Here is an 11,264-nt window from a genome sequence, read left to right as displayed (position 1 = left end):
CCCGCCTCGGCGACCGGGTCGAACGGCCGGCCGCTGAACGTCCCGGCGCTGGTGGCGTCCGCGGTGGCCGCCTCCGACTCGCGCCGCGCCTCGGCGAGCGCCTCCTTCGGGTCGGTCAGCGCCACGGGCGGCAGGTCGCCGGGGCTGAGCGGGGACTCCCCCGCCGCGCGGCCCTGCGCCGCCGCCTCGGGCGCCGCGCCGCCGCCGAACGCGCCCGCGAAGCCCTGGGTGAACTGGCCGAGCATGCCGGTCAGCTCGGACGGCACGATCCACACCTTGTTGGCCGGGGTGGCCGCGAGCTTGGGCAGCGCCTGGAGGTACTGGTAGGCCAGCAGCTTGGGGTCGGCGTCGCCGCGGTGGACGGCGTCGAACACCTGGAGGATCGCGCGGGACTCGCCCTCGGCGGTGAGGATCGCCGACTGCGCGGCACCCTCGGCCCGGAGGATCGCGGCCTGCTTCTCACCCTCGGCGGTGAGGATCTGGGACTGCTTGACGCCCTCTGCGGTGAGGATCGCGGCACGGCGGTCGCGCTCGGCGCGCATCTGCTGCTCCATCGCGCCCTGCACGGACTGCGGCGGGTCGATGCTCTTCAGCTCGACGCGGTTCACGCGGATGCCCCACTTGCCGGTCGCCTCGTCGAGGACGCCGCGGAGCTGGCCGTTGATCTGGTCGCGGCTGGTGAGCGTCTGCTCGAGGTCCATCGAGCCGATGACGTTGCGCAGCGTGGTGACGGTCAGCTGCTCGATGCCGGTGATGTAGTTCGCGATCTCGTAGACCGCGGACTTGGGCTCGGTCACCTGGAAGTAGATGACGGTGTCGATGCTCACCACGAGGTTGTCCGAGGTGATCACGGGCTGCGGCGGGAAGGACACCACCTGCTCGCGGAGGTCCACGCCGGCGCGCACCCGGTCGATGAACGGGATGATGAGGTGCAGGCCGGCGTCCAGGGTGCGGTGGTACCGCCCCAGCCGCTCGACGAGCAGCGCGACGGTCTGCGGGACGACCCGCACCGCCCGCGCGAGGGTCACCACGACGAAGATCACGAGGATGGCGAGCAGCACCCACCCCACGATCGTGCCGATGCTCGGGTCGTCCACTGCGTCTCCTCCCAGCCACGGCCCGGTGGGGCCGTCGGTGCCCGGCGGCGGCCGGTCGGCCGCCGCCGCCTGTCAGAGGCCCGCGGGGGCCCCGGGCGCGCCGGAGCCGTCGGTCGCGGGCCGGTCGCCGGCGGCCTCCACGACCGCCGTGGCGCCGTCGATCCGCGCGACGCGGACCTCGGTGCCGGTGTCGAACGCGGTGCCGACGAGCAGCGCCCGGGCGGACCAGACCTCGCCCCCCAGCTTCACGCGGCCGCCCGACGCGTCGGTCGGGGCGACCACCACGGCCGGCCGGCCGACCAGGGCGGCGGAGTTGGTCTCCACGAGCTTGGTGCGCTCACGCAGGCTGTGCAGCAGGAACGGCCGGAGCGCGAACAGCAGCAGCAGCGCCGCCGCGGCCGCGACCACGATCTGCAGGGCCAGCGGCGCGCCGAGCGCGGCCGCGAGGGCGCCGGCCAGGGCACCGCCCGCGAGCATGAGGAAGATCAGGTCGAGCGAGAACATCTCCGCGACGCCCAGCAGCAGCGCACCGCCCAGCCACCACAGCCAGTCCATCGTCGGCTCCTCTCACCTCGGGCACCCGCACGCGGGCGCCGTCGTCCTGGTCGGCGACCGGCGAGCGGCCGCTCACCAAGGATTCTAGACGATCCCTTGACCGACCTGTGAGGAAATCCGGGCGCCGGTCGACCGCCGGGACGAACCAGGATGAACCGGGTCAGCGCCGTCCGCGAGCGGTCCAGCGGTCGCCGGAGCGCTCGACCTCGAGCGGGGTGCCGAACGCACCGGTCAGGTTCTCGGACGTGAGGACCTCGTCGACGGGGCCGGCGGCGTGCACCTTGCCGTCCGCCAGCAGCAGCAGGTGCGTGAAGCCGGGCGGGATCTCCTCGACGTGGTGCGTGACGAGCACGAGCACCGGGGACCGTCGGTCGGCGGCGAGCTCGGCCAGCGCGGACACCAGCTCCTCGCGGCCGCCCAGGTCCAGCCCGGCGGCGGGCTCGTCCAGCAGGAGCAGCTCCGGGTCGCTCATCAGGGCCCGGGCGATCTGCACGCGCTTGCGCTCGCCCTCGCTGAGGGTTCCGTAGAAGCGGTCGGCGAACCGCTCGACCCCGAACGCCGCCATGAGGTCGGTGGCCCGGGACTCGTCCACGGACTCGTACGCCTCGCGCCACCGCCCGGTCACGCCGTAGGCCGCGGTGAGCACGACGTCGCGGACGACCTCGCCACCGGGGATGCGCTCGGCGAGCGCCGCGCTGGCGAGCCCGATCCGCGGGCGCAGCTCGAACACGTCGACGCGGCCGAGCCGCGAGCCCAGCAGGTCGGCGGTGCCGGACGTCGGGTGCATCCGCCCGGAGGCCACCTGGAGCACCGTCGTCTTGCCGGCGCCGTTGCGGCCCAGCACCACCCAGCGCTCGCCCTCGCGGACCGTCCAGGACAGCCCGTCGAGGATCGTCGTGGTGCCGCGGCGGATGGTCACGTCCTGCAGGTCGAGCACGTCGGTCATGGACACCAGACCCTAGCCGCCCGGAGCGGCCCGGACGTGGACGTACGTTGGTGGCGTGGACCGCACCGCCCTCGCCCTGCCCCGCTCCGTGCGCCTCGCCCTCTGGCTCGACCGGGCGGGCGCCGGGGCCGACCCCGTGCAGCGGACCCTCGTCGCCGTCCAGGGCGACGACGAGCCGCACCGGGTCGCCGTCCCCGGCGCCGACGTGCCGGGGCTCGACGACGGCGCCCGGGGGTCCGTGACCCTCGCCGACCTCGTCGCGGCGTGGGCGAGCGGCCCGCGCGTCGTGGCCGCGGTGCTCCCGGCCCCGGGCGACCCGGCCGGCGCACCGGCGTCCGTCGCCGGCGCCGCGCAGGAGTCGGGCGAGGCGGTGCTGGTGAGCACGCCGGACGGCGACTTCGCCGCGGTGCCCCGCGTCGAGGTGTTCGGCAGCGTCTACGAGGCCGGCCACCTGGTGACGTGGGAGGTGCACCCGGTCGCGCCGTGGCGGACGGCGCTGGTCGGCCACGTGGGCACGCTCGCCGAGGCGGAGCGCGAGCTGACCACGGCGCTGACCCGCGCCACCGAGGCCCTCACCACGCTGGACGTCGCCCGCTGGCGGCCCGACGCCGCCGAGCAGATCGCGGCGCTGCGCACCACCTCGGACGCGCGGGACGTGCTGCCGCCCGGGCTCGACCCCCGGCGGGTGCGCGTCATCGGCTCGGCGCTGCGGCTGCGGGCGATCGTCGACCTCGCGACCGCCGACGACGGCGCGGCGGTGAACCTCTGGCAGGCCGACCAGCGGACGACGGCGCTGCGGGACGTCGACCGCGCGGCGCGCCGCGCCCTCGCGGTGGCGACGCACCCGGCGCACGACGCCCCGGACCCGCGCCGGCCCTGAGCGCGGCTCAGCCCAGGACGGACCGGTACACCTCGAGCGTCCGGTCGGCGATCGCGTCCCAGGAGAAGTGCTCCTCGACCCGGCGGCGCGCGGCGGCGCCCCAGGCGCGGGCGCGGTCGGCGTCGGACACGGCCTCGGCGAGCGCCGCGCCGAGCTCGGCCACGAACCGGTCCGGGTCGACGGGCGTCCCCGTGCCGTCCTGCACCTGCTCGATCGGCACCAGCCAGCCGGTGGTCCCGGCGTCCACGACCTCGGGGATCCCGCCGGTGGCGGTGCCCACGACCGGCAGCCCGACGGCCATGGCCTCCAGGTTGACGATGCCGAGCGGCTCGTAGACGGACGGGCACGCGAACACCGTCCCGGTGGCGAGCACGGCGACCAGCTCGTCCCGCGGCAGCATCCGGTCGATCCAGACGACGCCGCCCCGGCGGGCCCGCAGCTGCTCGACCAGACCGGTCACCTCGGCGAGGATCTCGGGGGTGTCCGGCGCCCCGGCGCACAGCACGAGCTGGACCTCGGGCGGCAGCTGCTCGGCGGCCCGCAGCAGGTACGGCAGGCCCTTCTGCCGCGTGATGCGCCCGACGAACACCACGGCCGGCCGGTCCGGGTCGATGCCGTTGGCGCGGGCGACGTCCCGTGCCGCGGCCCACTCGTCGTCCGTCTCGGGCCGGCGCCAGCCCGCGAGGTCGATGCCGTTGTGCACGACGCGGACCTTCTCCGGGTCGATCGCCGGGTAGCAGCGCAGGATGTCCGCGCGCATGCCCGCGCTCACCGCGATCACCGCGGCGGCCGACTCGAACGCCGTCTTCTCCGCCCAGGACGACAGCGCGTACCCGCCGCCGAGCTGCTCGGCCTTCCACGGGCGCAGCGGCTCCAGGCTGTGCGCGGAGACGACGTGCGGGACGCCGTGCAGCAGCGACGCCAGGTGGCCAGCGAGGTTGGCGTACCAGGTGTGCGAGTGCACGAGGTCGGTCGCCGGGCCCTCGCCGCGGCCCACGCCGTCGACGATGGCCAGGTCCACCCCGAAGGTGGCGAGGGCGGGGTTCGCGTCGCGGAGCGGGGCGGGCACGTCGTACCCGGTCACGCCGGGCTCGTCGCGCGCGCCGTCGAAGCAGTGCACCCGCACGTCGACGCTGCGTCGCAGCACCGCGGCGAGCTCCGCCACGTGGACGCCGGCGCCCCCGTAGACGTGGGGCGGGTACTCCCGGGTCAGCAGGTCGACTCTCACGCGCGACACGCTAGCGCGGAACGGGGAGTTCGCCTCGCCGAGACGCAGGTGGTGGCACTACGGTCGGCACATGGCAGCGCCGCGCATCCTGGCAATCGTCCTCGCAGGTGGAGAGGGGAAGCGGCTCATGCCGCTCACCGCCGCCCGCGCCAAGCCGGCCGTGCCGTTCGGGGGCATCTACCGCCTCGTCGACTTCGCCCTGTCGAACCTCGTCAACTCGCGGTACCTGCACATCGTCGTGCTGACCCAGTACAAGTCGCACTCCCTCGACCGGCACGTCTCGAAGACCTGGCGCATGTCCACCCTGCTGGGCAACTACGTCTCCCCCGTCCCCGCGCAGCAGCGGGTCGGCAAGCACTGGTACCTCGGCAGCGCCGACGCGATCTACCAGTGCCTCAACATCCTCGACGACGAGCGGCCCGACATCGTGGTCGTCGTCGGCGCGGACCACGTGTACCGCATGGACTTCTCGCAGATGGTCGACCAGCACATCGCGACCGGTGCCGAGATGACCGTCGCCGGCATCCGGCAGCCGATCGCGATGGCCGACCAGTTCGGGGTCATCGAGACCGCGGCGGACGACCCCACGAAGATCACCGCGTTCCGGGAGAAGCCGTCCGACCCGGTCGGGCTGCCCGACTCCCCCGGCGAGATCCTCGCGTCGATGGGCAACTACGTCGTCAACACCGACGCGCTGATCCGCGCGGTGACCGAGGACGCGGAGAACCCGAGCAGCCGGCACGACATGGGCGGCGACCTGGTCCCCGCGTTCGTCGAGCGCGGCACCGCGGCCGTCTACGACTTCATCAACAACGACGTGCCCGGGTCGACCGACCGGGACCGCCAGTACTGGCGGGACGTCGGGACCCTGGACTCGTACTACGACGCGAACCAGGACCTCATCTCGATCGAGCCGGTGTTCAACCTCTACAACGACGCCTGGCCCGTCTACACGGGCTACACCGGCCTGCCGCCGGCCAAGTTCGTGCACGCCGGCGCCGGGCGCCTCGGGCACGCGGCCGACTCCATCGTGTCGCCGGGCGTGATCGTGTCCGGGGCGACGGTGTCGGGCTCCGTGCTGTCGCCGGGCGTGTACCTGCACTCCTGGGCGCAGGTGACGGACTCGGTGCTGATGGACGGGGTCATCGTCAACCGGTACGCCCAGGTGCACCGCGCGATCCTCGACAAGAACGTCGTGGTGCACGAGCGCGCGCGGGTGGGCATCGACCGGGAGCACGACCTGGAGCGCGGGTTCACGGTGACGGAGTCCGGCATCACCGTGGTCCCGAAGGGCGCCGTCATCGACCTGTAGGGCCGTGCGTGGACGCGCCGGGCACGGCTGCGGCGCGTCCCGCTAGCCTGCCCGGGTGAGCCTGCCGCGACCCACCCGCCTCGTCGTCATGGACGTCGACTCGACGCTCATCACCCAGGAGGTCGTCGAGCTCCTCGCGGAGCACGCGGGCTCGCGCGCCGAGGTCGCCGACATCACCGAGCGCGCGATGCGCGGCGAGCTCGACTTCACGGAGTCGCTGCGCGCGCGGGTCGCGACGCTGGCGGGGCTGCCGGTGCAGGTGTTCGACGCGGTGCTGGCCGAGGTGGTCGTCACGCCCGGGGCGGTCGAGCTGCTGGCCGAGCTGGACCGGCGCGGCTGGCCCGTCGGGCTGGTCTCCGGCGGGTTCGTCGAGGTCGTCGGGCCGCTCGCCGACCGGCTGGGGATCCCCCGCTACCACGCGAACGCGCTCGAGGTGGAGCACGGGGCCCTGACCGGGCGGGTGGCGGGCGAGGTCGTCGACCGGGCCGTGAAGGCCCGGACGCTGCGGGAGTACGCCGCCGAGGTCGGGGTGCCGCTGGAGCGCACCGTGGCGATCGGCGACGGGGCGAACGACCTCGACATGCTCGCCGCGGCCGGGTTCGGGATCGCGTTCAACGCGAAGCCGGTCGTGTGCGCGCAGGCGGACGCCGAGGTGCACGACCGGCTGGACGCGGTGCTGGACCTGCCCCCGTTCGCCTGATCCCCGCGGCCCGCAGCGCCGGGGGACGCCGGCCCGGTCAGGCCGGGTCGACCACGCGGAGCAGGCGGGCGCCGTCGGGCTCCAGCGCGGCCCACGCGCTCGGCACCTCGAGCACGCTGTACGACGCCGTGGCGACACCGACCCGCACCCGGGCCAGCGCCGCGTCGTCGGACCCGGGGCCCGCGAGCGCGGCCGCGGTCTGCGAGACGGTCGGCTCGTGCCCGACGACGAGCACGGTCCCGGCCGACTCGTCGAGCCCGCGCAGCAGCCCGAGCAGCTGCCGGATGCCCGCGGCGTAGACGTCGTCGGACAGCCGTGCGGTCTCCGCGGGCACCTCGAGGCCGGCGCGCACCAGGTCCCAGGTCTGCCGGGTGCGCAGCGCCGAGGAGACCAGGGCGAGGTCGGGCACCAGGCCCGCCGCGCGCAGGCCCGTGCCGACCTCGGTGGCCTGCTTCCGGCCGGTCAGCGCGAGGGGCCGGAGCTGGTCGTCGAGGGAGCCCGGGTGCTCCGCCTTGGCGTGGCGGAGCAGGACGAGCTGGTGCGCGGAGCCGTGGGTCACGCGCACCAGCGTCCCACGACTACTGGCCCATGGCGTGCACGCCGCCGTCGACGTGCACCATCTCCCCGGTGGTCTTCGGGAACCAGTCGGACAGCAGGGCGGCGACCGCGCGGGCGGTCGGCTCCGGGTCGTGCACGTCCCAGCCGAGGGGCGCGCGGCCGTCCCAGCCGCCCTCCATCGACTCGAAGCCCGGGATGGACTTCGCGGCGGTGGTGCGGATCGGGCCGGCGGACACCACGTTGACGCGGATGCCCTGGGGGCCGAGGTCGCGGGCCAGGTAGCGCGAGGTCGACTCGAAGGCCGCCTTGGCGACGCCCATCCAGTCGTAGACCGGCCAGGCGAACCGGGCGTCGAACGTGAGGCCGACGATCGAGCCGCCGCCGGTCAGCAGCGGCTGCGTGGCCGTGGCCAGCGACTTCAGGGAGAACGCGGACACCTCGAGCGCGGTGGCGACGTCGGCCCACTCGGCGGCCAGGAAGTTGCCGCCCATGACGGACTGCGGGGCGAAGCCGATCGAGTGCACGACGCCGTCCAGGTGGTCGACGTGCTCGCGGACGCGCTCCGGCAGGGCCGCGAGGTCGTCGGCGTCGGTCACGTCGAGCTGCACGACCGGCGCCTCCTTCGGCAGCCGGCGGGCGATCGCCTGGGTCAGGCGGAACTGCCGGCCGAAGGAGCTGAGCACGACCTCCGCGCCCTCCTCCTGCGCGAGCCGCGCGACGTGGAAGGCGATGGAGCCGTCGGTGAGGACGCCGGTGACGAGGAGCTTCTTGCCGTCGAGGAGGCCCATGGTGTGTCCGATCGTTCGAGGGTGCGGGAAGGAGGTCAGTGGCCCATGCCGAGGCCGCCGTCGACCGGCAGCACGGCGCCGGAGATGTACCCGGCGGCGGGCGAGGCGAGGAACTCGACGGCGGCGGCGATCTCGTCGACCGCGCCGAACCGGCCCGCGGGGATGGACGACAGGTAGGCGCCCTGGCGGTCCTGCGGCAGCTCCGCGGTCATCTGGGTCTCGATGAACCCCGGCGCGACGACGTTCGCGGTGATGCCGCGGCCGCCGAGCTCGCGGGTGACCGAGCGGGCCATGCCGACCAGACCGGCCTTGGTGGCGGTGTAGTTGATCTGGCCGGCGTTGCCGTAGAGGCCGACGACGGAGCCGATCATGACGATGCGCCCGCGGCGCAGCCGGATCATGCCCTTCGACGCCCGGCGCACGCACCGGAACACGCCCGTGAGGTTGACGTCGACCACCTGCTGGAAGTCGTCGTCGGACATCCGCATGAGCAGACCGTCGCGGGTCACGCCGGCGTTGGCCACCAGGACCTCGACCGGTCCGTGCTGGGCCTCGATCTCGGCGAAGGCGGCGTCGACGGACGCGGTGTCGGTGACGTCGCCGGTCAGCGCCAGGACGCCGTCGGGGGCGCCGCCGCTGCGGACGATGGTCGCGACCTTGTCGCCGTTCGCGACGAACCGCTCGGCGATCGCGCGGCCGATGCCGCGGTTGGCCCCGGTCACGAGCACGCTGCGCGGCTCCGGGCTGCTGGGCTGGGAGTTCTCGGACACGGAAGTCGACGCTAGCCGACGGCCCGCGGGGCGCGGGGCAGCGCCGCGGCACAGGATGCCGGGCCGGTGTTGTCCGGATCGCACAACTGATCCGCTCCACCCACCCCGGCGGCTCAGAGCGGGCGGCGCATCCGGTAGTTCGTCAGCGTGACCCCGCGGCGCACGGGGTGCTGCTCGGCGACGACGACGAAGCCGTGCGCCTCGAAGAACGGGCGGGCCGTGATGCTGGCGTGGGTGGTGAGCTCCGTCGCGCCGTCGGCGGTCGCCGTCGCGACCGCCCACGCGAGCAGCGCACGGGCCACGCCCTGCCGCGCCGCGTCCGGGTCGACGAACAGCATGTCGACGTAGCCGGCCGCGTCCACGTCCGTGAAGCCGACGACCGCACCCTCGCGCACGGCCACGCGGGTGCGCGCGGCGGCGCGGCGCGCGGCCCAGGCGGCCGGGTCGATGTCGTCGGGCGCCCACGCGGCGACCTGCTCGGCGGTGTAGTCCCGGGCGGCGGTGCCGTGCACGGCGCGGCGGAACACCGCGAGCGTCGCGGGGGCGTCGTCGGGGGTGTGGTCGCGCAGCTGCAGCACGCCGCCGACGGTAGCGCGCCGGGCGTCCGCGGCCGCGGCCAGGCCCGCGAGCGCCCGCGCCTCCTCCCCCGCGTCCCCCGCCGTCCGCGCCAGGCCGAGCGCCCGGTCGGACCAGCCCCGCGCGTCGTCCGGCCGGGCGCTCGGCCTGCGACCCGCGGTGCACGCGTTCCTGCAGGACGGCGCACGTCGCCTGTGAGCGGCCTGAGACCGGGGCGCCGCCGGGCGGGACGAACGTCCGGCGGCGCCTACGATCAGGTGTGAGCAGGCGGAACCCCGAACCGGCGCAGAGCATCACCAGCGCCCCCGAACCCCTGGGCGCCGACCAGGCGCGCCGGGCCCGCCGCTACCTGATCCAGATGGGGGTCCGGGTGGCGTGCTTCCTGCTCGCCGTCCTGACCTGGTCCCACGTGCCGCTGTGGGTGAGCCTGGTGCTGATCGTCGGGGCCGTCGTGCTGCCGTACATCGCCGTGCTGTTCGCCAACGCCGGCCGCGAGCGCCGCGACGACGCGCCGCCCGGGTACCTGCCGCACCTGCTCGACGCGGCGCCGCCGGCGCGCCCGGTGGCACCCGCTCCGCCGGGACCGTCGGACCCGGCGGCGCAGGACCCGCCGCAGGACCCGGACGGCGAGCCCGCCGACCCCGACGCCGGCCGGCAGCCCGGCGCACCGGACGACGACACCCCCGGAGGCACCCGATGACCGCGCCCACCCCCGACGCCGTCGGCGAGGACCTCGTGTGCAGCGCCCGCGGGTGCCGCGCCGACGCGTCCTGGGGCGTGCTGTGGAACAACCCGCGCCTGCACACCCCGGAGCGCCGCAAGGTGTGGCTCGCGTGCGACGAGCACCGGGAGCACCTCGAGGAGTACCTGCGGGTGCGGGTGTTCTACCGGGACACCGTGCCCGTCGCGGACCTGCCCCGGCTGGAGCTCGGCGAGCGCCCCGGGCTGCCGGGCCTGCCCGGGTTCCCGGGGGCACGGTGAGCCTGCTGCGCGGCAACCCCGCCGCCCGGCGTGCCGTCGGCCTGGTCCTGGTGGCGGTGGCCGTGTCCGTCGCGTGCGTGTTCCTCGGCCGCTGGCAGTGGCACCGGCACGTCGCCCGGGACGCCGCGATCCGGCTGGTCGAGCAGAACTACTCCGCCGAGCCCGTGCCGCTCGACGCGCTCCTGCCCGCCCCCGGCTCGGCGCTCGACCCCGCCGACGTGTGGCGCCAGGCGACGGTCACCGGCACCTACGACCCCGACGCGACGGTCCTGCTGCGCAACCGGCCGGTGAACAGCCAGCCCGGCTTCCACGTGCTGGTGCCGCTGGTGCAGGCCGACGGGTCGGTGCTGGTCGTCGACCGCGGCTGGGTGGCCTGGGACGACGACGCCAGCGGCGAGGTCGAGGTGCCCGCACCCCCGTCCGGCGAGGTGACCGCCACGGTGCACCTGCGCCCCGACGAGGCCGCCGACCCGCGGTCCGCGCGGGCCGGGCAGGTGCAGGCGATCAACGTCGGCCAGGTGCTCGCCGCGGGCGGCTCCGACGCGGAGTCGTACGGCGGCTACGGCGGGCTGGTCGACGAGTCGCCCGCCCCGGCCGTGGCGCTCGGCTCGCTGCCGGCGCCGAGCACCGACCCCGGGTCGCACCTGTCGTACGCGTTCCAGTGGTGGACGTTCTCCGTCGGGTCGCTGGCCGCGTTCGGCTGGCTGGCCCGGCGCGAGCTGCTCGAGGGCGCGGAGGCGGCCCGCGGCGGGGACGGCGGTGCCGGCACCCCGGGCGAGCCGGGCACGCCGCGCCCGTCCCGCCGCCGGCGCACGTCCGACGAGGACGCCGAGGACGCCCTGATCGACTTGCAGCTCGGCTGACCGGCCGTCA

Annotated in this window: 14 protein-coding genes; 6 read left to right on the top strand and 8 right to left on the bottom strand. The window is 75.4% G+C overall.

The features are described 5' to 3' along the window. The 3 genes from FA014_RS05805 to FA014_RS05795 form a co-directional block, all read right to left on the bottom strand. On the bottom strand, positions 1 to 1,097 hold a 1,097-nt coding region (locus FA014_RS05805; RefSeq protein ID WP_154728752.1), incomplete at its 3' end, for an SPFH domain-containing protein. Between the two features lie 72 nt (positions 1,098 to 1,169). Next, entirely contained in the window at positions 1,170 to 1,652 is a 483-nt protein-coding gene (locus FA014_RS05800; protein WP_154728751.1) for an NfeD family protein, read from the bottom strand. Between the two features lie 160 nt (positions 1,653 to 1,812). After that, positions 1,813 to 2,598, bottom strand: coding sequence for an ABC transporter ATP-binding protein (locus tag FA014_RS05795; protein ID WP_154728750.1), 786 nt, complete (start codon positions 2,596 to 2,598; stop codon positions 1,813 to 1,815). Positions 2,599 to 2,653: 55 nt separating this feature from the next. On the opposite strand from FA014_RS05795, the gene FA014_RS05790 reads away from it, so the two are divergent. Then, the gene (locus FA014_RS05790; protein WP_154728749.1) at positions 2,654 to 3,478 is read left to right on the top strand and encodes a hypothetical protein; all 825 of its coding nucleotides are present in this window, start codon (positions 2,654 to 2,656) and stop codon (positions 3,476 to 3,478) included. A 7-nt stretch (positions 3,479 to 3,485) separates the two neighbouring features. Here the strand turns inward: FA014_RS05790 and glgA are convergent, their stop codons facing one another. Beyond that, positions 3,486 to 4,706, bottom strand: a complete 1,221-nt coding sequence (glgA, locus tag FA014_RS05785; RefSeq protein WP_154728748.1) for a glycogen synthase — start codon at positions 4,704 to 4,706, stop codon at positions 3,486 to 3,488. Between the two features lie 70 nt (positions 4,707 to 4,776). On the opposite strand from glgA, the gene FA014_RS05780 reads away from it, so the two are divergent. Both FA014_RS05780 and serB read left to right on the top strand, forming a co-directional pair. Next, positions 4,777 to 6,018 (top strand): glucose-1-phosphate adenylyltransferase, encoded by a 1,242-nt coding sequence (locus FA014_RS05780; RefSeq protein WP_154728747.1) that lies wholly within the window; start codon positions 4,777 to 4,779, stop codon positions 6,016 to 6,018. A gap of 61 nt (positions 6,019 to 6,079) precedes the next feature. Next, the gene (gene serB / locus FA014_RS05775) at positions 6,080 to 6,718 is read left to right on the top strand and encodes a phosphoserine phosphatase SerB (protein WP_230322905.1); all 639 of its coding nucleotides are present in this window, start codon (positions 6,080 to 6,082) and stop codon (positions 6,716 to 6,718) included. 37 nt (positions 6,719 to 6,755) lie between these two features. Here serB and FA014_RS05770 read toward each other — a convergent pair whose 3' ends face one another. The 4 genes from FA014_RS05770 to FA014_RS05755 all read right to left on the bottom strand — a co-directional run bounded on the left by FA014_RS05770 (position 6,756) and on the right by FA014_RS05755 (position 9,412). Beyond that, positions 6,756 to 7,277: a SixA phosphatase family protein gene (locus FA014_RS05770; protein ID WP_230322904.1), complete on the bottom strand. Its 522-nt coding sequence runs from the start codon at positions 7,275 to 7,277 to the stop codon at positions 6,756 to 6,758. Positions 7,278 to 7,296: 19 nt separating this feature from the next. Further along, positions 7,297 to 8,064: an enoyl-ACP reductase FabI gene (gene fabI, locus FA014_RS05765; protein WP_147793710.1), complete on the bottom strand. Its 768-nt coding sequence runs from the start codon at positions 8,062 to 8,064 to the stop codon at positions 7,297 to 7,299. Between the two features lie 35 nt (positions 8,065 to 8,099). Next, the gene (fabG, locus tag FA014_RS05760; RefSeq protein ID WP_154728745.1) at positions 8,100 to 8,834 is read right to left on the bottom strand and encodes a 3-oxoacyl-ACP reductase FabG; all 735 of its coding nucleotides are present in this window, start codon (positions 8,832 to 8,834) and stop codon (positions 8,100 to 8,102) included. A 113-nt stretch (positions 8,835 to 8,947) separates the two neighbouring features. Next, the gene (locus FA014_RS05755) at positions 8,948 to 9,412 is read right to left on the bottom strand and encodes a GNAT family N-acetyltransferase (RefSeq protein ID WP_154728744.1); all 465 of its coding nucleotides are present in this window, start codon (positions 9,410 to 9,412) and stop codon (positions 8,948 to 8,950) included. Between the two features lie 257 nt (positions 9,413 to 9,669). Between FA014_RS05755 and FA014_RS05750 the strand changes: the two genes are divergently transcribed. The 3 genes from FA014_RS05750 to FA014_RS05740 are packed head-to-tail and all read left to right on the top strand — an operon-like array spanning position 9,670 to position 11,254. Next, complete coding sequence (locus FA014_RS05750; protein ID WP_154728743.1) at positions 9,670 to 10,110, top strand: DUF3099 domain-containing protein; 441 nt, start codon at positions 9,670 to 9,672, stop codon at positions 10,108 to 10,110. Next, a complete protein-coding gene (locus FA014_RS05745) occupies positions 10,107 to 10,391 on the top strand; it encodes a hypothetical protein (RefSeq protein ID WP_154728742.1) in 285 nt (94 codons plus the stop codon). The genes FA014_RS05750 and FA014_RS05745 overlap by 4 nt, the downstream gene beginning before the upstream one ends. After that, positions 10,388 to 11,254: an SURF1 family cytochrome oxidase biogenesis protein gene (locus tag FA014_RS05740; RefSeq protein ID WP_230322903.1), complete on the top strand. Its 867-nt coding sequence runs from the start codon at positions 10,388 to 10,390 to the stop codon at positions 11,252 to 11,254. Before FA014_RS05745 ends, FA014_RS05740 begins: the two co-directional genes overlap by 4 nt. Positions 11,255 to 11,264: the final 10 nt, after the last annotated feature.

The organism is Cellulomonas hominis, from assembly GCF_005239125.1.
Taxonomy (GTDB): domain Bacteria; phylum Actinomycetota; class Actinomycetes; order Actinomycetales; family Cellulomonadaceae; genus Cellulomonas; species Cellulomonas hominis_A.
The sequence above is the reverse complement of the archived record's forward strand: the minus strand, read 5'-3'. Positions and strand labels throughout refer to the sequence as shown.

What these genes read in the sequence shown, in the direction of transcription:
- FA014_RS05800 (WP_154728751.1), bottom strand. Translation starts at nt 1,652, where the DNA reads ATGGACTGGCTGTGGTGGCTGGGCGGTGCGCTGCTGCTGGGCGTCGCG.
- FA014_RS05795 (WP_154728750.1), bottom strand. Translation starts at nt 2,598, where the DNA reads ATGACCGACGTGCTCGACCTGCAGGACGTGACCATCCGCCGCGGCACC.
- FA014_RS05780 (WP_154728747.1), top strand. Translation starts at nt 4,777, where the DNA reads ATGGCAGCGCCGCGCATCCTGGCAATCGTCCTCGCAGGTGGAGAGGGG.
- fabI (WP_147793710.1), bottom strand. Translation starts at nt 8,064, where the DNA reads ATGGGCCTCCTCGACGGCAAGAAGCTCCTCGTCACCGGCGTCCTCACC.
- FA014_RS05745 (WP_154728742.1), top strand. Translation starts at nt 10,107, where the DNA reads ATGACCGCGCCCACCCCCGACGCCGTCGGCGAGGACCTCGTGTGCAGC.